The following is a 22,781-nucleotide window of genomic DNA, read 5'->3' as shown; positions in this document are numbered from 1 at the left end:
GTCATATGACGCAGGCATCACTTACACAGTTAATGAACAGTCTACCAGATTTACTAGCACCAAGCATGGCCAAAGATCACCCTAATTTACCGGTGGTAAAAGCAGAGGGCTGCTACTACTACGGAGCGGACGGAAAAACCTATTTGGATTTTACGTCAGGTATTGCAACAGCTAATACAGGTCATCGTCATCCTAAAGTTGTACAAGCGATTAAAGATAGCGCTGATCATCTTATGCACGGCCCGTCAGGTGTTATTATGTACGAATCAATTTTACAGCTTGCGGAAGAATTAAAAACAGTATTGCCAGGAGGCTTGGACTGCTTTTTCTTTGCCAACAGCGGAACTGAAGCAATAGAAGGAGCGTTAAAACTAGCCAAGTATGTTACGCGAAGACCTTATGCTGTTTCGTTTACGGGCTGCTTTCACGGCCGTTCTCTAGGAGCGCTTAGCGTAACCACATCGAAAAGCAAATACCGGAAATTTCTTCAGCCGTCGGGCTTAGCATATCAAGTACCTTATGCAGACGTGAATCAGTGTCCAAGAGGAGAAGATCCGGAAATCTACTGCGTGGAAAAGCTAGAAAGAGATTTTGACACCTTGTTTAAGCATCAAGTAACGCCGGAAGAAGTGGCGTGCATGATTGTAGAGCCGGTTCTAGGAGAAGGCGGCTACGTGATCCCGCCGAAAGCGTGGCTGCAAAAAATAAGAGAAGTGTGCGACAGACATGGAATTCTGCTTATTTTTGATGAAGTGCAAACCGGTTTTGGACGCACCGGAGAGTGGTTTGCAGCTCAAACATTTGACGTGACGCCTGACATTATGGCAATCGCAAAAGGCATAGCATCAGGCTTGCCGCTAAGTGCTACCGTGGCTTCAAAACAGCTAATGGAAAAGTGGCCGATTGGTACACACGGCACAACTTTTGGAGGCAATCCCATCGCTTGTTCAGCGGCGCTTGCGACGTTGGACGTATTAAAAGAAGAAAAGCTGATTGAAAACTCAAAAGCAATGGGGAAATATGCAGCGGATCAGCTTCAGCATTTAAAAGCGAAGCATGAAGTCATCGGAAGCATTCGTTCAGTAGGGCTAATGATTGGAATTGAAATTATTAATCCAACAACAAAGCAAGGTGACGGAAATCTTCTTCTTGAGATTTTAGACAAATGTTTGGAAAAAGGCGTGCTGTTTTACCTTTGCGGAAATAGCGGAGAAGTGATTCGAATGATTCCTCCGTTAACCATTACAAAAGAAGAAATTGATGCCGGTCTTCGCGTGTTGGATGAAGCACTGACAGAAATCACAAGCCTTAACATGATCTAATTAAGATCAAGGCAGCTCTTTGTTTCAGGGAAAGATAGATTGACCTATACTAAGGAGGAATCTGTTATGAACGGACTGGATATGACGGTTATGTTTGTCTATTTTGGCGTATTGATTGTAGCTGGTATTATTGGCTCGTTAAAAGCAAAGTCATCGGAAGAGTTTATTTTAGCCGGACGAAACTTAGGGATGTTTATGTATTTAGGGTGTTTGTCTGCCGTTATTTTAGGGGGAGCATCGACGATTGGAACGGCTCAGCTTGGCTATGAGCACGGGCTGTCTGGTATTTGGTTTGTGACGATGATTGGACTTGGAATCATTACGCTTGGCACGATTTTTATCAAGCGGATTTCGGCTTTAAAAGTAACCACTATCAGTGAACTGCTAGGAAAAAGATATAACGCTCAAGCGCAGATTATCAGTGCAGTTGTTGCCGCTATTTATACATTAATGGTATCGGTCACTCAGGTTATTGGAATGGGAACGATCATTCATGCTTTGCTTGGATGGAACATGACAACATCAATGTTAATTGGCGGTTCAGTTGTTCTGTTCTACACGATTTTAGGCGGAATGTGGAGCGTAACGGTTACTGATATTATTCAGTTTGTTGTGATGACGGTGGCGATTTTTGGATTTATGCTTCCAATGAGCGTATCAGAAGCAGGAGGACTCAAAGCGCTTGCCGGAGATTTGCCGACATCTTATTTTGATTTTTCATCCATTGGATACGGTCAAATCTTTCAGTATTTCCTCTTGTATACACTTGGTATGGCAGTTTCTCAAGATATTTGGCAGCGAGTATTCACGGCGCGAACAGAAAAAATTGCGCAAAACGGCTCCATTTTTGCAGGGGTGTACAGCATTGCCTATGCGATTGCGGGAAGTGTGATTGGGATGTGTGCGTATTTGCTGCTGCCAAATGCAGAAAGCAGTCAAAGCATTTTTGCGACGCTTGCCGTTCAGATCCTGCCTCAAGGATTATTAGGCTTAGTACTAGCAGGTGTTTGTTCGGCGCTGATGTCAACTGCTTCAGGAACGCTGCTTGCGTCTTCTACGCTCATTAGTAACGATATTATTAAAAAAGTGTGGCTTAAAAATATTTCAGAGAAAAATTATTTAATCTTAACGCGCGTTAATACGCTTATTGTCGGCATCCTTGCTATTGTGTTTGCTCTTTGGATTCAAGATGTGCTTGTCGCTTTAGACGTTGCGTATGCTATTTTATCAGGAGCGATTTTTGTTCCGTTTGTTGTGTCGCTGTTTTGGAAAGACATTCATTCAAAAGCCGGAGTTTCAGCGATTGTTGTCAGTACGCTAGTGGTACTTGGAGGTCTATTGATTGAAGGACTTTCTTCTACCACTCCAATTTTATATGGTATTTCAAGCAGTATCATTGTAATGGCAGGGTTTGCGGTTATGGCTCGAAACAAAGAACTATCTGATCAAGAGAAAGTTCAAGAAGATATGTGAATAAGCAGGTAAAAAGCTTCTCATAGTAAAGTGAGAAGCTTTTTAGCGTTTTGTGTGCATAAATATAGACAACAAACGGCAAGGAGGAGTAAACTAGACGCTCAGATTATAGAGATAAGGAGATTGTCAAATGAAAAGCAGAACATCCGTAATGGTTAGTATTGTTCTGGCAATGCTAGTGGCTTCGCTTGATTCAACGATTATGAATACAACGATGCCCGTCATTGCAAAAGAACTGGGAAGGTTTGATTTGTACGCGTGGTCGTTTGCTTCGTACATGATTGCAAGTACAATTTTATCTCCAGTAGCAGGGAGATTATCGGACTTATTTGGCCGCAAAAAAGTATTTGGGTTTGGAATTATTGCTTTTTTAATTGGTTCGATGCTCTGCGGCGTGGCAAATACGATGATTCAGCTTGTTCTTTTCCGTGCGGTTCAAGGGATAGGAGCCGGGTTTATGGTGGCGTTTCCAGCTATTATTGCCGGAGATTTATTTCCCGTAGAGAAGCGAGGGAAAATTCAGGCGCTGTTTACAACAATGTGGGGATTATCAGCTGTGTTAGCTCCGCTTTTAGGCGCTTTTTTTGTGGATTATTTAACGTGGAGATGGATTTTCTTTATTAATTTACCGGTATGTATCGTGTCATTTCTTACGTTAATGCCGTACCAAGAAAGCTATGAGCCGAAAAGAGCAAAAGTCGATTACATCGGTGCCATTTTATTTGGAGCGGGTGTTACGTCACTCCTACTTGTTACAGTAGTGGAACAAAACCGAGTTGTGTATACAGTCGTTGGACTTATTTTACTAGTCATTTTTTATCTGCATGAACGAAAACATGCTTCTCCGATTGTACCGCTGTCTATGTTCCAAAACAAAACGCTGTCATGGATTAATATCAATGCGTTTATTGGAACAGTAGCTTTATTCGGTACGTCGAGCTACATTCCGTTATTTTTGCAGCGAGTGGCGCATTTGTCACTGTTTATGAGCGGAGTTGCGCTGTTAGGAACAGCGGTCGGCTGGATGTCTGTGTCTGTTCCTGCGGGTAAATGGATATTAAAACACGGCTACAGAAAGCTTTTGTTAATTGGGAATGTGCTGCTGGTTGGATCAGGAACGCTGCTGATGATGCTAAATGAAAGTCACGGTTTCTTCTATGTGTTTTGCGTTATGATTGTCCAAGGACTATCGTTTGGATTGCTTTCTACGGTTGGAGTCATTGGTGTGCAGCAATTAGTAGGAGGACATGAAAGAGGTATTTCTACGTCATTTTTTATGTTTTGCAGAAACATGGGAACAGCAATCGGCGTTACCATTATGGGTGCTTTGCTGACTTCAGGCGGAAGCTTTATGGCAGGTATTCATCACTTGTTTTTATTTGGCTTTGCAGGAAGCATAGTGGCTTTATTAACGTCATTAAAGATTCAAAACGAGGCCGAATCAAAGCACAATCGAGCTGCTAGTTAAGGGAATTTGTGCTAAATATGTTTATTTCATAAAAAAACGGGAAGAAACCAAATAAGGTCATAGAATTGCCTAAAAAATCGTAGGCATATTCTTCTTCTTCTTTCACTTACTACATGTGGGACGCCGGGTATCGGCGTCTTTTTTTTGTGCTGTAAAGAGACTGATTATATAACCAAAAGCATATACATAAACGACTTTGTTCAAATAATGGGACTTTTTACAAAAATAAGTCTTTAAATGGTAAGAATCATTAGGTATAATTTAGTGGTTATTTAGCATATTTTAGAAATGTTTAACTGAGTTCGTACGAAAAAGTGAAAGGGGAAATTTCATGTCATGGCTCACCAAATGGTCGTTTAAAAACAAAGCGGCTATCACGATTATGTCTATTTTAATTTTAGCTTTAGGAGTTATTAGTTATTTTACACTTCCGATGGAATTCTTGCCGACCGCTGATCAGCCTCAAGTGTCAGTAGTGGTTATGGGGCAAGGAACGGATGCAGACTCGATGGAAAAACAAGTTACGTCACCGATTGAAGAATCGGTAGCCGGTGTTAAAGGAAAAAGCAATGTGTATTCAACAACAGGAGACGGCTATTCTAAAATCGATATTTTATTTGAATCCAAAACGGATATGAAAGAAGCAAAAACTAACGTCCAAGAAGCGCTGTCTTCCGTACAGCTTCCAGCCAATGTATCAAAACCTAATGTTATTCAATTAAACACCTCTATGATTCCCATCGCAGATATATCACTCACATTTAAAGAAGGATTAACAAGAGACAACCTGGATCTTGCAGAGAAAAAATTAATTCCTAAATATAAAGACGTTAAAGGCATTGCTAGTGTTCAAACGTATGGAACAGAAGATTCCTACGTGTCTATTAAAGTTGATAATAAAAAATTATCCGAAAAAAACGTGACCATTGATAAAGTCATCAGCGTGTTAGAAGGTAAAAACACGTCACTTGCAGTCGGCGAAAAAGTCATTAACAATAAGTCGAGCAATATCAATGTAACAGGTAAAATTGACAGCTTGGATAAAGTGAAAAAGCTTCCGGTTGTACCGAATGTAAAACTGGGCGACCTTGCAAAAGTAGAAGTAAAAAAGCCTGAAGGCGTCGTGACGCATATTAACGGAAAAGATGCACTTTTACTTATTGTTACGAAAGACAGTCACTCAAACGCCGTCAGCATTACAAAAGAAGTAAAAAAACTGTCTCAACAAATCAGCAAAGACTATAACAATGTGGATGCTTCTGTATTTTTTGCAACGGGTGACAGCGTACAAAACTCTGTTCATTCAATGATGAAAGAAGTATTGCTCGGCGCATTTTTTGCGACTGTTGTAATCATGCTGTTTTTACGCAGCGTTCGCTCTACGTTTATTACAATTGTATCCATTCCTTTATCGCTTTGCTTTACGCTGTTTTTACTATCCAAATCAGGCGTCACGCTCAATATTTTGACGCTTGGAGGAGTAGCGGTAGCGATTGGGAGATTGGTAGATGATAGCATCGTTGTCATTGAAAACATCTTTCGGAAAATGCAAAAAGAAGAGTTTTCGCTTGGGCTAATTATTGACGCGACAAAAGAAGTAGGCTCTGCTATTACCGCTTCTACGTTAACGACAGTGGCCGTCTTTTTGCCAATCGGCCTTGTAAACGGAGGGCTTCAAGACTTTATGCTTCCGTTTGCCTTAACGCTGACGTACTCGCTGCTGTCTTCATTAATCGTGGCACTTACCGTTGTGCCGTTAATGAGCGCCGGATTATTAAAAAATGAAAAACTTCGCAAGCACAAACAGCCGGTTCGTTTTACAAAGGCTGTTACGTGGTCACTTAATCATAAGTGGGTTGTGCTGCTGCTTTCGCTGCTTTTATTTGTAGGATCCATTGGCGCCTACACGATGATGCCTAAAGGAACGGTTGATAACTCTTCGTCCGACTTTGTGGGCACAACGTTAAGTTATCCAAATAATACGCCAATTGAAACCGTTGAAGAAAAGTCACTGCAGCTTGAACGCTATATTTTAGCTCAAAAAGAAGTAAAAGATGTATATATGCAGCTTGGTAATACAGACGAAGGAGCAAAGTGGGGAGACGTTGGTTCGCCTACTGAAGCTACGTATACGATTATAGTAAAAGACAGTGAAAACATTGATTTGCTGATGAAACGAATTGAAAATCAAAAGAAACTTTATGACGGAGGAGATCTTAGCGTAAGTGCTGCTTCACTCATGGGAGCGTCCACTACTTCTATTACCGTTGATGTGATTGGAAACGACATCAACAAGTTAGAAAAGACAGCAGACAGCATTAAGAAAGAAATTAGCGATATAAAAGGAGTAGACAAAGTTTCTACTAACCAAGACGAAAAGAAAACCATTTACTCTTTAGACGTAGATCCAACAAAAGCGAATACTCAGCAAGTAGCGCAGCAGCTTGGCGTTATGCTGAACAAAACGCCAATTGGAACAGTAGATTTAGAAGGAAAACAAGCAAACGTTTTTCTTGAATCTGTCCTAAATCCAACATCACCTCAAGGGTTAAAAGATATTTCTATTATGACGGAAACTGGAGCATCACCTGTTTCAAAAGTGGCTTCATTAAAGCAAGATGAAAAGCCAACAAATCAGTTTCATAAAAATGGAGACCCATATATTCAAGTAACAGCGGATGTAGACCCGGAAAAGCTTTCAGAGATTAATAAAGATATTCAAACAACGATTTTTGGAGATGGGAAGAGTAAAGGACTATCGATTTCAAAAGATGTTGACGTTGTAATAGGCGGAGCAAGCACTCAGCAAGGAGAAGATTTCTCTGACTTGTTTATTACGATGCTTGTTTCGATTGGTATTGTGTTCTTAATTATGGTGATTACGTTTAAAACAATCCGCACGCCGTTTGCGATTTTATTCTCACTTCCGCTTGCGGCGATTGGTGCCGTTTTAGGTTTATTAATCAGCCGTATTCCAGTAGACGTAACGGCTTTATTAGGAGCATTGATGCTGATTGGTATTGTTGTGACCAATGCAATTGTGCTATTAGACCGAGTGAAGCAAAATGAAAAGCACATGATTATGCGCGATGCGATTGTGGAGGCATCCGCTACACGTATGCGTCCAATTGTTATGACGTCTGCTGCTACGATTTGTGCGATGCTGCCGCTTTTATTTAAACAAAGCGAAAGCGGAAGCCTTGTTTCTCAAAGTCTAGCAGTCGTCGTAATTGGGGGATTGGCTGTTGCCACTCTTCTTACGCTTGTAGTTATTCCGGTTGTGTATGAGCTGCTTCATTTTCGAAAATCGAAAAAGCAAAGAATACAGCAAAAACAGCAGGAAGATGTAACGCCGCTATAAAATGTACAAAAGCCCGCTTATTTTAAGCGGGCTTTTTTATGAAACCTTTTGGCTAGTAAAACGTATAGTTATACAAAGGGATGGAGGGATGATATGTTTGAGATAAAAGAGAAGTGTTCTGTTTGTCAAAAAGAAATTCAGCCGGGTGAAGAGGTATGGGTGCGGATGAAGTATCCAAATAAAAGAGGCATGACCGAAATTAAAGCTTTTTTACATCAAGAAGCGCAGTTTGTATGCGTGGACTGCTTTGAAAAAACAAAAAAATGAGTCAAATGCAACAGTACTCTTTTCAAAATATTGACATATTATATTTTATAGTTTAATATTTAGATAATTATCTAAATGCTTAAATATAATGGAGATGAACCTCAATTGAATGAAACATTTAAAGCCTTAGCGGATCCCACTCGCAGGAAGATTTTAGAGCTGCTAAAAGAGCGGGATTTAACCGCAGGAGAAATTTCTGAGTATTTTAATATGACCAAACCCAGCATCTCAAATCATTTGAAAATCTTGAAGCAAGCGGACCTCGTTCAAGATGAAAAAAGAGGGCAGTTTGTGATTTATTCATTAAATACAACCGTTTTTCAAGATTTAATCGGCTGGCTTTTCAGCTTTCAGAAAGGAGAGAATTAAATGAAAAAGCACGTATTTCCTTTAAGCATTACACTCTTAACACTGGTTGCATGGCTGATCGCACTGCCGCACCTTCCAGCTGCGATGCCCATTCATTGGGGAGCAAATGGAGAAGCAGATGGGTTTGCAACAAAGATAAATGCAATGATATTAACAGTAGGAATCATGGCACTTATTTATTTTATCATCGCATTTATTCCTCGAATTGACCCTCGCAAAGAAAATTATAAGTACTTTTCAAAAACGTATAACATCCTGTTAAACGCCGTGCTGCTATTATTCTTTTTTATAAATATGAGTACCATTTTGCAGGGGCTTGGTTATAACGTGCCGATGTCGTACATTGTTCCGGTTATTGTTGGAATCATTTTTATTATTATCGGAAACTACTTGCAGCGCGTCCGCTCTAACTATTTTATGGGAATTCGTACACCGTGGACGCTAAGCAATGAAAACGTATGGAAAAAAACGCATCGGTTATCTGGAAAGATATTTTTTATAGGCGGACTGTTAATACTCATTAGCGCTTTTTTACCCGAGGAGTACACGTCAATAATCAGGTGGGTCACAATTGTTTTTTGCGTGGTCGTTCCTTATCTGTATTCGTACTTGGTGTATAAAAAAGAAATGAATATGTAGGCGTACCAAAAAATCCGGTGAACACACCGGATTTTTTTATGGATAAAATATCAGCCGTAACGCCACCGTTCGTGTCACGCCGACTGATGGGAATACATATAGCGTAAAGTATGAAACGCGTTTCAGGTCAAGGATTACCATAAAAAACTTACAGATTTTTCGAACGAGAAAGCCCACTCCTTTAGATGTGGGATGAAAGTGAGCTCAAATACATTGTGTCGTTTTATAACCAAAGGGTGATAGTATCTTAAGTATCGGAAACGGTAAGAGAAAATTCTCTTACTCTTTTTGTTTCCAGGAATGTATAATAATAGGAATATATGTTCTTTTGGAGGTGCGATGAATGGCTAAAAAGCAGTCCCCTACATTTGTATTAACGCAAGAGTTAAAAGAGCATCCACTATTGTTTTCTGTCATTGAAAAAGAGTTAGAGATTTGTCGAGTTATGTACAATGCCGTTTTAGGCAACTATTGAACAGTTTAAGACACAGCACGATCAATTTATTAAAACGATTTTAAGTCAGAAAAAGCTCATTCTAAATTCGGGAATCGTTGTTTCTACGTAATAAAAAATAGTACAGATGGCGGTTTGATACGACCGAGCTTGTGAAAGCTAAAGATACAGTTGTCAATGGCAACAGAGGTTACTTTGGCTGTAAATGTTCTAACGAAAGTCTACCCAGTGTCTTGTACCCTACATGCCGAGCATACCCTTGTATGAACTGGGGCTGCCGGGCATAGAGGAAGGTAAGGGAGTTAGAACCCCTCGGCTTCAGCCGTGTGGAGTATCAGCGTATCAGTGGGGAACTATTATTTTATTGACGGGAGTCGGAATCTACTGGTATCACCGAATTTTGAAGAATTTTAAGAAGTAGAGGCATATATAAGAAAGTTAAAATTTAAGCATTGATATTTTGAAAAAAGCAGTTAAAATATTATAAGAATACAAATTTGTTCTACCCGTGTAAATAAAAGTATTTATTTAATATGTTTTATAATTAGTTAAGAGTAGAGCCAACCAAAGCGGTTGGTTTTTTGTATGAGTTCATTCTTTTTTTGTGGAAATTAAAGAATATTATCCGATGTAAACCTAGAGCATATAAGCAGGTTTTGAGCCTGGCGGATCAGTTCTTTAAACAGGAGGCCATCACTAGTGTCGATAAAGAAAAAGTTATCCGTATTCTTTACTTTGCTGGTATTGTGTATTCTACTAGCGAATAACACCTTGCACTACATTCGATCAAAAAATAGATTAATAGAATTTAACCAAAGGGAAATCACGCTGGTAACAGAAGAAATTGCGTACGAAGTCGAAAATTCTAAAAATAGTGCTTCTTATATGGAAGATCGGATGGCACAAGAATTACGAACGGCCTCAATCGCAATTCAACAGTCTTTGCCTGCTGATTATCATGACATCAGCAATGACCAGTTAAAACAATTGGCTAAAACACTGATGGTATCTCACATTACATTATTAGCACCCGTAGAAGGTGATATTATAGGCGTGAAATCTTCTGATCCTAAGGAGATCAATATGTCTACAAAAGAGTGGGGCTATTGGTATACATCTTTTCAGCAGCTACTTTCTCAGCAGCCGGTCACTACAACAAAAGGATTGACTTTACCTCATTTTTGGAGCGGGCCGATCGAGGTAGCTTCTAGCAACCCCAATCACATTGACAAATGGGGATATTATTACGACGGGTCTACTAATTATATTATTAACCCTTATTTTCGTGATCGGCATGTACTGGATTTTGAAAAAAGGTTCGGTCCTACGAACGTAATGAACCGTTTTACAGAAAATCTTGACGGTGTTCTGGAACTAACGGCTTTTAACCCAAAAAATTTCGGGAAAAGAAATCAAAACGTATGTTTAAACGGCAATAAATATATTAAAATAAAAGATCAGCCAATTTGGTACGGAACATACACATACCGAAATACCGAACGTGACAAAAAGTCCATTCAAAAGGCCTTAAAAACAGGGAAATCACAAAGCTATCTTGCTGAAATCAATCATAAAAAAGTATTAAAAACATTGGTACCGATTAAAGAAAGAAACTCTCCAGCTTACGTAATAGGCGTAGTCTATGACTACGGGCTTATTGAAAAAGAGCTGCATCAAGAATTAATTAAACATTTATTACTGTCTCTTCCGTTTATCTTTATAGTCCTTATTATCAGCTTTGTATTCTCCACGTCCATTACGCGGCCGATTAAACATATTATGGAGCATGTGAATCAAATCGCCAAAGGCAATTTTGGCAAGGTGCTGAATGTAAGGAGAAAAGATGAGCTAGGAGAACTTGTGGCCAATATCAACCACCTTTCTCACTTTTTAAAAACGTATGTTGACGATTTGAAGAAGAGTCAGGAAGAAAGTGAGTACCATGCGTACCACGACTTTTTGACAGGCTTGCCTAACAGAAGATATTTTAAAGAAGAATTAAACAGGCGCTTAATTGAGTCGAAGGAAAAGTCCATTCGTCACGTAGCCGTGTTATTTATGGATATAGACCGGTTTAAAGATATTAATGATACGCTAGGGCATTCAAAAGGAGATCAGCTTATTCAGCTGATAGCTAACCGCATTAAAGAATGTCTGCCTTCTGCTAACAGCTTTCTTACAAGACAAGGTGGAGACGAGTTTGTTATTTTATTCAGTGATTTTACACCGGAAGAAGTCGAACGAATCGCGGAGAAGATCATTGCGTATGTTCAACAGCCTTGCTACATTGACAATGATGAAGTTTTCGTCAGTATAAGCAGCGGGTTAAGCTTTTATCCGGAGCACTCTACGAATTTAGACACGCTTATTACGTATGCAGATGTCGCCATGTATGCTTCAAAAAGACAAGGCGGCAGTAAGGTAAGTATCTATCATGATTCGTTAAATCAAAAACAAACTGAAAAAATTCACATCGAAACGCGCTTGCGAAAAGCAATTCAAAAAGGTGACATTGAGGTTTACTATCAGCCGAAAATAGAAGCGAAGCGCAATGTAATAACCGGTGTAGAAGCATTAGCGCGCTGGAATGACGCAGAGCTTGGATTTGTTTCTCCGGAAGTGTTTATCCCTATAGCAGAAGAAGCTGGTTTGATTCACTCTTTATGGGAAGTTGTGATGAAGAAAGCTTGTTCTCAAGTCAGCGAATGGAATAAGGTCTTAAACGAAAAAATGACGCTGGCGGTTAACTTTTCTCCGCGGCAATTTCAAGATCCGATTGTTTTGGTTAATGAAATCAAACAAATTCTTTCTCTGCATAGTTTTGATCCCAATTGGTTTGAAATGGAAATTACAGAAAGTACATTGCTGATGAACGCGGAAGAAACGATTAAAGCTTTACATCTGTTAAAGAAATATGGTATATCAATTTCTATCGATGATTTTGGAACCGGATATTCTTCGTTAAGTTATTTAAAAAAATTACCAATCGATTGTTTGAAAATCGACCGGTCTTTTATTCAAGACATTCAAGAAGATTACAGCAACAGCGAAATTGCACAGGCGATTATCAGCTTATCTCAAAGCTTAAAGCTGCAGGTAATCGCAGAAGGTGTAGAAGAAGAATATCAAAAAGCGTTTTTAATGGAAAACGGCTGTGATCACATGCAGGGGTACTTATTTAGCAAGCCCCTTACTGCAAAAGGTTTTGAAGCGGCGTTTTTTAATAGTTGAAGCAAAGACATCAATTGAAACGAAACTTACTAAGAAGAGGGAAGAGGAAGTAAAAGATGGCACTTAGTACACAAAATTTAATTGCTCAAAAATTTTTAGAAACACTAGGAACAAATTCAACTGAAATAGATAAAAAAATAGATCAAGCTGACACATTTATGAGTGCGGTGAAAGAACTGATCGATTTATGCGGAGATAATCCGGAAAGAGATGGTCTTGAAGAGACTCCGTACCGAGTGTTAAAGGCATTTTTAGAATACACAGAAGGCTACCGTGAAGACCCAAAAGCTCATTTGGAAAAAACATTCGATGTGAATCACAACGAATTGGTGTTAATACGAGACATTGAATTTCATTCGATGTGCGAACATCACTTTGCGCCGTTCTTTGGCGTTGCTCACGTTGGGTATATACCGGATGAAAAAATCACAGGTCTATCTAAAATCGCTCGTACGGTAGAAGGATACGCAAAGAGATTTCAAGTTCAAGAACGTCTAACGAATGAAATTGCAGACGCAATCGAAGAGGTGTTAGAGCCTAAAGGAGTTATGGTGATTATTGAAGCAAAGCATATGTGCATGTGCGGAAGAGGAATCAAAAAGTCTTCAGCTTCTACAGCTACTTCATCCGTTCGAGGAACATTTATGGAAAAACCAGAAGTTCGAGGAGAATTTTTATCTCTTTTACAACGGCAAATGTAAAGAAACAAAAAGCCATATAAGCTGAGAAGCAGAAGCGAGGTGAGCTGTATGCAACACGTTGACGTACTGATTATTGGCGGAGGGCCCGCTGGCATCTCTGCTGCTGTGTGGTGTAAAAGGTTAGGCGTTGAGTGCTTGCTTCTTGAAGAACAAGCACAATTAGGCGGACAGCTGTTTACTATTTATAACGAGATTATCGATTATCCCGGATTACAAGCGGAAAATGGAATAGAGATGCAGCGAAAAATGGTGAAGCATTTTATCGATATGGGTTGCTTATATGAAGTGAATACAAAAGTACTCTCCATTGATGAACGCTCTAAAAAAGTAAAAGTGAAGCAGCAAGAAACAGAAATTTGCTATACCTATCTTATTTTAGCAACGGGCTCTAGTCAGCGAAGGCTTGGAGTGCCTGGTGAGCAGCAAATGCTTGACCGAGGAGAAGTATATTCCGCCTCAGCAGACGGGGAACGGTTAAAAGGTAAAATAGTTGCTCTCATTGGCGGAGGAGACCGTGCTTTTGAAGGAGCACATCTTTTAGCATCAAAAGCAAAAGAAGTATATCTTATTCATCGCTCTAGGCATTTTAAAGCAAGAGAGCAATACGTTGAAAAAGTTCTTTCCAACCCCGGTGTTAAGGTGATGACAGATACCGAAGTGACAGCTATCCACGGAAAGCATCACGTCACATCGATCGATTTAAAGAGTAAAAACACTGAATGCGAGAACTTATTAGTAGACGCAGTGCTGATTAGACTAGGCATAGCGCCCAATGTTGAACTCATTAAAGAAAAAGTCACCACTACACAAAGCGGGCTTATCGTTATCAATAAAGTGCATCAAAGCAGTAACCCATATATTTACGCAATTGGAGACGCCTGCACGACTCCCTTGTTTTCTAGTATCAGCTCTTCGGCCGGCCAAGGAGCGATTGTAGCCAAGCATTTATCGAGTCTTTTGAATGAGTGATAATATCAAAAAGCATCTATCCAATCGATAGATGCTTTTTACGTAACATAGTAGAAAAAACATAAGAGAAGTGTGTTCAGGGGCAGACAAATCGTTTGGAAAAAAGCAATGTAGTTTCTAGGAACAGCGCTGATTCTTTTTACTAGCGTATACTCGATGATGAAATTAAAAAGAACAACGATAGAAGCAACCATTATATATGCCCATACATTCTGCTGAAACAAACGAGTAAAAAGAGGCGAAAAAAGAAGTAAAAAAGTAGCGGTTTGAACAGAACCTCTAGAAAATAAATCATGTTTTTTAACGTTGTGAGTCACGATATTCATCCTTTACATGTTTTATTCTACCAAATAAAAAAGACTTAAATAACGTTTTCTGGCCATTTTTACCTGAGATGTTCCTCATTTAAGGTAAATAGGATAAAATGTATGTCAAATGTAACTTGTCATAATAGTATAGAAGAAACAGATAAAAGGAGATAATATGGGACCTTGTCAGATAAAAACACGGAGAAGGAGCAGTCGGTCATGATAATGAAACATCTTGATCGTTTGAATACATAGCTTTTAAAAGAATACAATGAAGGTATTTTTCATCAACTGTGAAGGTGACATCACGGTTAGCAACGAAGCAGCCTTCAAGCTAACAGGAACGTACAGTTATCTGCAATCATAAATACATCAAGCTCCACATTATTTGAAAGAAGCTGATCGCCTAACCCAGCCAAGCAGTCGCGAATTGATTTTTCTTCATTGTGCGCCAGAATAAATGCCACGATGCGCGGCCTCATATACGAAGCTCCAATACTTTCAGTAACGACACGCTGATTGTTCATGTTTTCCTTTACCCCGTGATATATCAGGAAACCCAGCTATTCCCTAGTCCTAAGGACCTTAGACCGGAAGTTTTGCGTCCCAGCCTTTCCACTGGTTTGCCTTTAAGTGAACATGTTAAGTTCACTACATTTGTTTCTTTTAAAGAACGAAATGATTGAATTAATACTATATAGCGAATATTTTTTTGGATTTTACCACAAAACTAGGTTTAATTGCCCTGAAAACATTCGGCAAATTTCGATAAAAGTAAATTGGAAAAGCTGCTAATTATGTATACAATTTTATTTATGTTTATTGGAGTGACAAAGCGGGAGGTCCAGAATCGATGTTAAACTACTACAACCAAACTCTATGGAAATGTTATTAGACGTGATATACACAGAGTGATGGGATGCAAGAAAGTGATGGGTGATAAATGATAGTTGTAGGAGGTTATAAAGTAGAATATATAGTTAAGTGTAATATGTTAAAAATTCTGACAAAAATGAAGACAAAGAAAAAGTTATCGATTATAATAGAAGAATAATGAATGATAGTCATTCATTATTCTTGTTGTTTATAAATTTCCATTACATTAACCATAAATGAATGATAGTCATTCATTTATAGGCATTAAAATAGAAGGGAGAGTGTATGAGAACTATATTAGTTGAATGGGGGAAACAAGATGAAAGGTAAGCCAAGTGCTACATTTGTTCGTACGCTAACGCTTCGATCACTCGTCATTTTAGGTCTTGCATATATGGCTCCAATGACGGTTTTTACTACATATGGAGTTGTAGCTCAAACTACACATGGCATGGTTTCTATGGCATATGTCCTTGCTCTTGCAGCGATGCTATTTACCGCCTACAGCTACGGGCATATGGCTAAAGAATATCCTTTATCAGGTTCTGCCTATACGTATACTCAAAAATCTGTAAGCCCTCACATCGGATTTCTTGTCGGCTGGTCTGTGCTTTTAGATTATCTTTTTTTACCGATGATTAATTTTTTGTTAGCGGGAACTTTTTTATCGGCTGCGTTTCCGTCTATTCCATCGTCTCTTTGGATTCTACTTTTTATTGTTATCATTACTTGTATAAACGTGTTTGGTATTCAAATGACAGCAAGAGTGAACGGAATACTTGTTCTTTTTCAATTCCTTGTAACGGCTCTATTTGTTATCTTATCTATTAAGAAAATGGTGGAAGGAGAAAGTGATATTCTGTTCTTTTCTTCTTTACAGCTCTTCAACTCAGAGGATTCTTTTTCTTTTGTTCTTGCAGGAGCTTCAATTCTTTGCTTATCTTTCCTTGGGTTTGATGCTGTGACTACACTTTCTGAAGAAACAATTGATCCAAAGAAAAATGTACCAAAAGCGATTTTTCTTGTAGCATTTATAGGGGGGATACTTTTTATACTCGTTTCGTACATTACCCAGCTTGTTTATCCAAACTACCATTCATTTAAAGTTGTAGATTCAGCTTCGTTTGAAATAGCAGCTTATATTGGAGGAACGCTCTTTTCATCCGTCTTTCTTGCCGGAATTATCACTTCAACGATTGCATCAGGAATTTCTTCACACGCCAGTGCTTCACGGCTGCTTTATGCAATGGGCAGAGAATCAATGCTGCCTAAAAGACTATTTGCATATATACATCCCAAATATAAAACACCATCGCGAAACGTTGTCTTTATTGGAGTACTTTCATTAAGTGCACTTGCAATGGATGTAGTTACAGCTGCTTCCTTTATCAATTTTGGAGCGTTAATTGCATTTACATTTGTAAATATCTCTGTTATCTTTCACTATTATATCCGTGGAAAACAAAGAGATGTTAAAGGCACATGCCGTTATTTAATTAGTCCCATTCTTGGAGCAGCCTTTACAGTTTGGCTATGGACAAGCTTAGATATAAAATCTATTTCGTTAGGGAGTATTTGGGTTGTTATAGGTTTTATTTATCTAGTATACAAGACGTCATTTTTTACAAAGGCGCCGCCGCAATTTATTTTTGATGAAAAAACAGAGCCAAACCAACTCAAAACCGAACATATATCTTGATAAAGCACGTTATTAATTATCTGAAATTTCTAATATAAAAGGAGAGATTAAAATGAAAGAAACAGTAAAGGTTGGTCTTATTCAAGTTAAGTGTGAAGAAAGCGTTGAAGCTAATATTAATTACACGTTCACAAAAATTAAAGAAGCCGCAGCAAATGGAGCTCAAATTATTTGTTTACAAGAACTATTTAATGCTCAGTATTTCCCTCAAAGTGTTTCACCTGCAGGATACGAGCTGGCTATACCGGCAGAGAGCTCCGTATTAAAAGAAATGGCAGACCTTGCAGCAGACCTGAAAGTTGTGCTGATTGTGCCTTTTTATGAAAAAGCAGCTAGAGGCGTATATTTTAATAGTGCAGCCGTATTCGACGCAGACGGAACCTGCTTAGGAATTACAAGAAAGAACCACATTCCTGACGGGCCGAACTATCACGAAAAATATTATTTTGTTCCAGGAAATACGGGATACCCTGTATATGAAACGCAGTATGGAACAATTGGAGTAGGAATTTGCTGGGATGAGTGGTTTCCAGAAGTAGCACGAATTTTATCGCTGCAAGGAGCAGATATTCTATTTTATCCCTCTGCGATTGGTTCAGAGCCTGATTACCCTGAACTTTCAACTCGTCCCGCATGGGAAAAAGCTATTTCAGCACATGGGATTTCAAATGGCGTTTTTGTTGCTGCGGTGAACCGGGTAGGAACTGAAAAAGAGATGACATTTTATGGAGGAAGCTTTGTAAGCAATCCAATGGGAGAAATTCTACAGTCTTTAACGGATGAGGAAGGAATTTTGATTCAAGAAGTTAATTTAAAAGAAATTGATTCGACGCGTAATTTGCTTCAGTTTATGCGTGACAGAAGACCAGATACGTACGAATTATTATTAAAAAAAGAAGCATTCCGCACACCTTCAAATGTATAAGCTTGATTTCTAGTATAAAAAGAAAGGAGCAAAACAGAATGGTACACAAAACAAGCTGGATTTGGGATGAACGATTTTTACGCCATGACACGGGCAGGATTCGGTATATGTTTGAAGGTGGAGAAGTAGTAGAACCTTGTGACGAGTTTGAAAACAAGCATCGAATGACCGTGATTAAAGAAATAATTGAAAAAAGCGGTTTAACACATCACTTAGTTAGACAATCACCTTATGAAGCAACGGATGAAGATTTACTTCGGGTTCATACTAAAAACCATATCCAGCGTGTTCAAAACGGATGTAAAGCAGGAACAAGGGAAATTGGACCTGAAGCTTATGCATCTTCTGAAACTGAAGGGATCGCAAGGCTATCCGCAGGTGCCGTCATGAAAGCAGTAGATACGGTGATGGAAAGTGAAACGACAAAAAAAGTTTATGCTCAAATACGTCCGCCAGGGCATCACGCGTCTTCAGATCAAGCAATGGGCTTTTGTTTTTATAACAATGTGGCCGTAGGCGCTGCTTATGCAATTGAACATTACGGGTTAAAAAGAGTCGTCGTCTTGGATTGGGATGTTCATCACGGAAACGGAACACAAGACATCTTTTATGAACGTGACGACGTACTCGTTATTTCGATTCATGAAGAAGATTATTTTCCATTAGAATCCGGTCAAGTACATGAAGTCGGACAAGGAAAAGGGGAAGGATATAATGTAAATATACCCGTACCTTCCCTGACTGGAGATAAAGGCTATCAGTACGTATTCGAATCTATTATTTCACCAGTTATTAGCCAATTTGAGCCTGAGCTTATCATAATATCAGCGGGGCAAGATGCAAATGCACTAGACCCTATTTCTCGTTTAATGGTGACAAGAGAAGGTTTTAAATACATGGCAAACAAGATGCGAGAATTAGCAGAAACATATTGTGAAGGGAGGCTCATTGTAGCACAAGAAGGAGGATATAACTTAGCATATCTTCCTATCGCCACGATGGGAGTTATTGAAGGACTTACCGGTGTAGATGTGGACTGGAAAGATCCGCACGTTTTGCCGCACAGAAAAACACCGGCTGCTTTATTCGAAGCAGTAGATAACGTTGTAAACTATCAGAAAAGGTTTTGGAAGTTTGCTGAGAAAGAAAGCTTTTGTTGAAAAGTAGGGATGTAAGCTGTTAATAGCTTAAATATATTGAAACAAATAAATGAAATGGTATAACAAAAAAGAGTCTCCTTAATGGAGGTTCTTTTAAATGATCAATTAATAATAATAGTTAAAGTGTGCTTTAAGGCTGTTGGTCATTTTTAGAGAGAATTAACTTCTTTATTGGTTACATATGCTCCTACTTTTTTATGTATCAAAGACATAAAGATGTATATATACGATAAAATAAATTTTATGTAAAAATAGGTTATTTTATCCAATAAGGAGGGCGTATGAAAAAAAATGTTGTACTAGCTTTTATTGTTCTCATGTTAGTGCTATGCTTGAGTGCTTGTAAAAGCACAGAAAATAAGGCGTAGGAAACACACAAAGAAAAAGTAACAGAAGCAGCAAGCAGCGAATTAACCGCTGAAGATAATAGCGGAGGTGAACAAGCAACGCCGGAAGAAATTGCTGAAGCAGAGCGTTTAGAAAAAGGCATTCTGCTATATGGTCAAGGCTCAAAAAGAGGAGATTACGGAGCAACGGTTGAACATGCTACATATGAAGTAGCGCAAGAAGTTAAAGACAAAGTAGGGATTATTTCTGCTAGAGTTACCATTAAAAACGTTCGTGAAGATTCAAAAAGCGTGGATCTTTCTGACATTCAATTTTCTGTTAAAGATGAGAAATTCGGAAAATCTTATGAAGGCCAGCCTCTTATGGAGGACGAGCAAAAATTTAAACAAGTCCCGCCAGGATATTCGCTCACATTTGGCGTGAAATTCCTCATGAAAAATCCGCCAAAAAATGTTAGACATTTCTATCTATATATGGACAGCTCAATTGATCCGTTTGAAGACACGTATTGGCAGCTTGATGGGTTGTCGAAGAGTAAACAGTAAAAATAACTGCTTTTAAAGTAGTTATTGTCCTTGAATGGTTTAATACATATACTCTAGGTATTGAATGAAATCACATATCTTTTCTGAAAAATAATATTTTATAGTTGAGCTTAGTAAAGAGACAGGATAGATAGTTATTCTGTCTCTTTTACTGTTAGTTTTTCAACGTATGTAAAAAATCACTTAATGCTTCTTTTGTTGGGAACTTAAACGAATATCCGAAAGAAATCGGCTGTTTGCCTCCGTTTAACCGCTTTGGAAAATATTTTAAAGCGGTACTATGAATTTTTCCATCACTTTGACTTAAGTCTACATCAAATGAAAGAGGACTCACTGCAACATTTATTTCTTTTGTTGGCAGTAAGTATACAATATCTCCAGTCTCTTGATGTCTGTATTCAAGTCCTTTTGTTGTTTCGTTTGTTAGTTCAAAGTTATGAATTTCAAAAATATGTCGTAGATTGTGCATGATAAAGGCCCCTGTCTTTTTAGTAATTATACGTATTTTATAAGAATTGGGGAGGTTTTTGAAGGAAAAGTTCATCAATCACTTTACTAACTTCATGAGTTATATATTTTAAGGCATTCATAACTATTAATAAAAAAGGTTTAAAAAAGATTATTTTTATGTAAAAAGGAATACTGAAAACCATTTATTGTACAAATGTAGGTACAGAATAATAACAAATTTATGTGATTGTAGAGGATAAAGGTTTATCTTGTGGAATTAAGTCAAATGCTTCAAACTATTCACCACAACATAAAAAAACTAAGTGTCTTATTAAGGCAGCTTGTTTTATCTTCAAGCTTCAAATCAAGCTATGTACCTTCACATAACTTACAGCTGTTAATACATACGCTGGTAGAGAAAAAAATGAAGCATTTTCCTTTACTAGTTAAGAAGTATGCGGAGCGAATCAAAAAAGAAGAAGCGAATATAAAAGAAAAGGATTGACGCGAAGTCGGAGCCGAGTTACTCACGTTATTTTTAACAGTATCAACACATCCTGTCTCATTGCATACAATTACTCAATTGAATTATAAAATAAAGCAGCTTTGTGAGCTGTGTGAAACACAAGCAGAGCCCAACTCTTATATCCAAATTGAAAATACCTCTAACAGCCGTCTCTATGCGAGTGGAAATATTTTTGTTTTAGGAAGCGGGTGCATCAATACAACGATTCACTCCGGCGGTATGGTAAAGATTAAAGGGACTTTTCGAGGTGGAGAAGTGTATGCAAAATTAGGTGCTGATATTCACCGAGTGGGATCTGACAGCGGCACAGCAACATTCATCGAAGTGCCAGAAGATCAAAAAATTTGTATTGAAACAGCCATGAAAGGAACAACCATCAAGATAGGAAGCAAAAAACACACCTTCAAAGAAACCATCAGGCAAGTCACGGCAGCTCTTGATTCAAGCGGGTATTTGATGTTGAAGTAAGTACAGGGTTGTCTAAATAAATGGTAAGTACGTGAAAGGAAAGTGCTAACGCCTACCCTTTTTGATTTGCTAATTTTATAAATTGCCGTTTAACGTATGGAAAAAGGCACTCAAATCCGCTACCTAAAAATTTAAGTAAAAACCAATAAATCATCTAAACAACTGAACGCTCCTGTCGATATATAGTATGAACATATTCTTCTAAATGATATATGTTTGATAACAATCACTCCTCGCTGAATCAATCAGCAAGCGAGAAACTTCTTGCATACAAGGATGTAACCAAGAAGTAAAACCAATTATATGGAGGTAAAGGAAAATGAAAATTAATCACAATATTGCAGCGTTAAATACGTATCGTCAGTTTAACAGTGCAAATAATGCACAATCTAAGTCAATGGAGAAATTGTCTTCAGGTCTTCGTATTAATAGTGCGGCGGATGATGCTGCAGGTCTTGCTATCTCTGAAAAAATGCGCGGGCAAATTCGTGGTTTGGATCAAGCTTCTCGTAACTCACAAGATGGGATTTCTTTAATTCAAACAGCAGAGGGAGCATTGAATGAAACTCATTCAATTTTACAGCGTATGCGCGAATTAGCTGTTCAAGGGGCCAATGATACAAATACTGCTGATGACCGTGGTGAGGTTCAAAAAGAATTAAATCAGTTAATGTCTGAAATCGACCGTATTGCCACCGATACTCAATTCAATACACAGACTTTATTTTCGACCGGATCATTTCAAGCAACTCTTCAAGTTGGTGCTAATAAGAATCAAGTTATTACGTTCAGTATTGCAGCTATGTCATCGGGTGCATTAAGCCTTAGCACAGGTAATATTTCTGTGGGTAGTAATACGGCCGCAAATACTGCTATTAGCGATATAGATGGAGCGATCAAAACTGTATCATCTGAAAGATCTAAGTTGGGTGCACTACAAAATCGATTAGAGCACACTATTAATAACTTAAATACTTCTTCAGAGAATTTAACAGCTGCTGAATCTCGTGTTCGCGATGTGGATATGGCTAAAGAAATGATGGAACAAACTAAAAACTCAATTCTTTCTCAAGCGGCACAAGCTATGTTAGCGCAAGCCAATCAACAACCACAGGGAGTACTTCAATTACTTCGTTAATTTAATGGCTATACTAATTATTACCCTTTCTTATATAAGAAAGGGTAATTTTAAAAGAATAGCGTGTCATCTTGGAATGATGAC

At 38.4% G+C, this 22,781-nt stretch carries 20 protein-coding genes, 1 pseudogene and 1 riboswitch; of the genes and pseudogenes, 18 read left to right on the top strand and 3 right to left on the bottom strand.

The window, feature by feature from the left end; translation table 11 throughout:
* Window positions 1–5: 5 nt before the first annotated feature.
* The 11 genes from ACLHDF_RS11040 (at window position 6) to ACLHDF_RS10990 (ending at window position 14,254) form a co-directional block, all read left to right on the top strand.
* A complete protein-coding gene (locus ACLHDF_RS11040; RefSeq protein WP_413918885.1) occupies window positions 6–1,322 on the top strand; it encodes an aspartate aminotransferase family protein in 1,317 nt (438 codons plus the stop codon).
* A gap of 66 nt (window positions 1,323–1,388) precedes the next feature.
* Window positions 1,389–2,795: a sodium:solute symporter gene (locus tag ACLHDF_RS11035; protein WP_413918884.1), complete on the top strand. Its 1,407-nt coding sequence runs from the start codon at window positions 1,389–1,391 to the stop codon at window positions 2,793–2,795.
* 130 nt (window positions 2,796–2,925) lie between these two features.
* Entirely contained in the window at window positions 2,926–4,263 is a 1,338-nt protein-coding gene (locus tag ACLHDF_RS11030) for an MFS transporter (RefSeq protein ID WP_413918883.1), read from the top strand.
* Between the two features lie 331 nt (window positions 4,264–4,594).
* Window positions 4,595–7,624, top strand: coding sequence for an efflux RND transporter permease subunit (locus tag ACLHDF_RS11025; protein ID WP_413918882.1), 3,030 nt, complete (start codon window positions 4,595–4,597; stop codon window positions 7,622–7,624).
* Between the two features lie 93 nt (window positions 7,625–7,717).
* Window positions 7,718–7,891, top strand: coding sequence for a Fe3+ hydroxamate ABC transporter substrate-binding protein (locus ACLHDF_RS11020; protein WP_413918881.1), 174 nt, complete (start codon window positions 7,718–7,720; stop codon window positions 7,889–7,891).
* A 105-nt stretch (window positions 7,892–7,996) separates the two neighbouring features.
* Entirely contained in the window at window positions 7,997–8,260 is a 264-nt protein-coding gene (locus ACLHDF_RS11015) for an autorepressor SdpR family transcription factor (protein WP_413918880.1), read from the top strand.
* Window positions 8,261–8,899 (top strand): SdpI family protein, encoded by a 639-nt coding sequence (locus ACLHDF_RS11010; protein WP_413918879.1) that lies wholly within the window; start codon window positions 8,261–8,263, stop codon window positions 8,897–8,899.
* A gap of 343 nt (window positions 8,900–9,242) precedes the next feature.
* Entirely contained in the window at window positions 9,243–9,374 is a 132-nt protein-coding gene (locus tag ACLHDF_RS11005; protein WP_413918878.1) for a hypothetical protein, read from the top strand.
* A 678-nt stretch (window positions 9,375–10,052) separates the two neighbouring features.
* Window positions 10,053–12,584, top strand: a complete 2,532-nt coding sequence (locus ACLHDF_RS11000; protein WP_413918877.1) for an EAL domain-containing protein — start codon at window positions 10,053–10,055, stop codon at window positions 12,582–12,584.
* 56 nt (window positions 12,585–12,640) lie between these two features.
* Window positions 12,641–13,285 (top strand): GTP cyclohydrolase I FolE, encoded by a 645-nt coding sequence (gene folE, locus ACLHDF_RS10995; protein ID WP_413918876.1) that lies wholly within the window; start codon window positions 12,641–12,643, stop codon window positions 13,283–13,285.
* A gap of 48 nt (window positions 13,286–13,333) precedes the next feature.
* On the top strand, window positions 13,334–14,254 hold the full coding sequence (locus tag ACLHDF_RS10990; RefSeq protein WP_413918875.1) for an NAD(P)/FAD-dependent oxidoreductase: 921 nt from the start codon (window positions 13,334–13,336) through the stop codon (window positions 14,252–14,254).
* Window positions 14,255–14,292: 38 nt separating this feature from the next.
* Here ACLHDF_RS10990 and ACLHDF_RS10985 read toward each other — a convergent pair whose 3' ends face one another.
* Window positions 14,293–14,580, bottom strand: a complete 288-nt coding sequence (locus ACLHDF_RS10985; RefSeq protein ID WP_413918874.1) for a hypothetical protein — start codon at window positions 14,578–14,580, stop codon at window positions 14,293–14,295.
* A 326-nt stretch (window positions 14,581–14,906) separates the two neighbouring features.
* Window positions 14,907–15,089 (bottom strand): annotated as a pseudogene (locus tag ACLHDF_RS10980) (glycosyltransferase family 2 protein); the annotation flags it as partial.
* Between the two features lie 23 nt (window positions 15,090–15,112).
* A riboswitch (cyclic di-GMP riboswitch) is annotated at window positions 15,113–15,200 on the bottom strand.
* Window positions 15,201–15,757: 557 nt separating this feature from the next.
* Between ACLHDF_RS10980 and ACLHDF_RS10975 the strand changes: the two are divergent.
* From ACLHDF_RS10975 to ACLHDF_RS10960, 4 genes are all read left to right on the top strand, one after another.
* The gene (locus ACLHDF_RS10975) at window positions 15,758–17,137 is read left to right on the top strand and encodes an APC family permease (protein ID WP_413918873.1); all 1,380 of its coding nucleotides are present in this window, start codon (window positions 15,758–15,760) and stop codon (window positions 17,135–17,137) included.
* A gap of 52 nt (window positions 17,138–17,189) precedes the next feature.
* Entirely contained in the window at window positions 17,190–18,062 is an 873-nt protein-coding gene (locus ACLHDF_RS10970; RefSeq protein ID WP_413918872.1) for a carbon-nitrogen hydrolase, read from the top strand.
* Window positions 18,063–18,100: 38 nt separating this feature from the next.
* Window positions 18,101–19,222: a class II histone deacetylase gene (locus tag ACLHDF_RS10965; RefSeq protein ID WP_413918871.1), complete on the top strand. Its 1,122-nt coding sequence runs from the start codon at window positions 18,101–18,103 to the stop codon at window positions 19,220–19,222.
* Between the two features lie 638 nt (window positions 19,223–19,860).
* Window positions 19,861–20,115, top strand: a complete 255-nt coding sequence (locus ACLHDF_RS10960; RefSeq protein ID WP_413918870.1) for a hypothetical protein — start codon at window positions 19,861–19,863, stop codon at window positions 20,113–20,115.
* A gap of 154 nt (window positions 20,116–20,269) precedes the next feature.
* On the opposite strand, the gene ACLHDF_RS10955 is transcribed toward ACLHDF_RS10960, so the two are convergent.
* Window positions 20,270–20,584 carry a hypothetical protein gene (locus ACLHDF_RS10955; RefSeq protein ID WP_413918869.1) on the bottom strand — a complete coding sequence of 105 codons (315 nt, stop codon included), beginning with the start codon at window positions 20,582–20,584 and terminating at the stop codon, window positions 20,270–20,272.
* Window positions 20,585–20,836: 252 nt separating this feature from the next.
* Between ACLHDF_RS10955 and ACLHDF_RS10950 the strand changes: the two genes are divergently transcribed.
* From ACLHDF_RS10950 to ACLHDF_RS10940, 3 genes are all read left to right on the top strand, one after another.
* Complete coding sequence (locus tag ACLHDF_RS10950; RefSeq protein ID WP_413918868.1) at window positions 20,837–21,070, top strand: hypothetical protein; 234 nt, start codon at window positions 20,837–20,839, stop codon at window positions 21,068–21,070.
* Window positions 21,071–21,148: 78 nt separating this feature from the next.
* Window positions 21,149–21,559: a hypothetical protein gene (locus ACLHDF_RS10945; protein WP_413918867.1), complete on the top strand. Its 411-nt coding sequence runs from the start codon at window positions 21,149–21,151 to the stop codon at window positions 21,557–21,559.
* 319 nt (window positions 21,560–21,878) lie between these two features.
* Window positions 21,879–22,697 (top strand): flagellin, encoded by an 819-nt coding sequence (locus ACLHDF_RS10940; RefSeq protein ID WP_413918866.1) that lies wholly within the window; start codon window positions 21,879–21,881, stop codon window positions 22,695–22,697.
* Window positions 22,698–22,781: the final 84 nt, after the last annotated feature.

It is taken from the genome of Priestia megaterium, assembly GCF_046599315.1.
In the GTDB taxonomy this organism is placed as follows: domain Bacteria; phylum Bacillota; class Bacilli; order Bacillales; family Bacillaceae_H; genus Priestia; species Priestia megaterium_F.
This window is presented reverse-complemented; position numbering and strand designations above follow the sequence as displayed.

Coding starts and splice junctions, on each gene's coding strand:
- ACLHDF_RS11040 (WP_413918885.1), top strand. CDS start 6: ATGACGCAGGCATCACTTACACAGTTAATGAACAGTCTACCAGATTTA.
- ACLHDF_RS11035 (WP_413918884.1), top strand. CDS start 1,389: ATGAACGGACTGGATATGACGGTTATGTTTGTCTATTTTGGCGTATTG.
- ACLHDF_RS11030 (WP_413918883.1), top strand. CDS start 2,926: ATGAAAAGCAGAACATCCGTAATGGTTAGTATTGTTCTGGCAATGCTA.
- ACLHDF_RS11025 (WP_413918882.1), top strand. CDS start 4,595: ATGTCATGGCTCACCAAATGGTCGTTTAAAAACAAAGCGGCTATCACG.
- ACLHDF_RS11020 (WP_413918881.1), top strand. CDS start 7,718: ATGTTTGAGATAAAAGAGAAGTGTTCTGTTTGTCAAAAAGAAATTCAG.
- ACLHDF_RS11010 (WP_413918879.1), top strand. CDS start 8,261: ATGAAAAAGCACGTATTTCCTTTAAGCATTACACTCTTAACACTGGTT.
- ACLHDF_RS11005 (WP_413918878.1), top strand. CDS start 9,243: ATGGCTAAAAAGCAGTCCCCTACATTTGTATTAACGCAAGAGTTAAAA.
- folE (WP_413918876.1), top strand. CDS start 12,641: ATGGCACTTAGTACACAAAATTTAATTGCTCAAAAATTTTTAGAAACA.
- ACLHDF_RS10990 (WP_413918875.1), top strand. CDS start 13,334: ATGCAACACGTTGACGTACTGATTATTGGCGGAGGGCCCGCTGGCATC.
- ACLHDF_RS10985 (WP_413918874.1), bottom strand. CDS start 14,580: ATGAATATCGTGACTCACAACGTTAAAAAACATGATTTATTTTCTAGA.
- ACLHDF_RS10975 (WP_413918873.1), top strand. CDS start 15,758: ATGAAAGGTAAGCCAAGTGCTACATTTGTTCGTACGCTAACGCTTCGA.
- ACLHDF_RS10970 (WP_413918872.1), top strand. CDS start 17,190: ATGAAAGAAACAGTAAAGGTTGGTCTTATTCAAGTTAAGTGTGAAGAA.
- ACLHDF_RS10965 (WP_413918871.1), top strand. CDS start 18,101: ATGGTACACAAAACAAGCTGGATTTGGGATGAACGATTTTTACGCCAT.
- ACLHDF_RS10955 (WP_413918869.1), bottom strand. CDS start 20,584: ATGCACAATCTACGACATATTTTTGAAATTCATAACTTTGAACTAACA.
- ACLHDF_RS10940 (WP_413918866.1), top strand. CDS start 21,879: ATGAAAATTAATCACAATATTGCAGCGTTAAATACGTATCGTCAGTTT.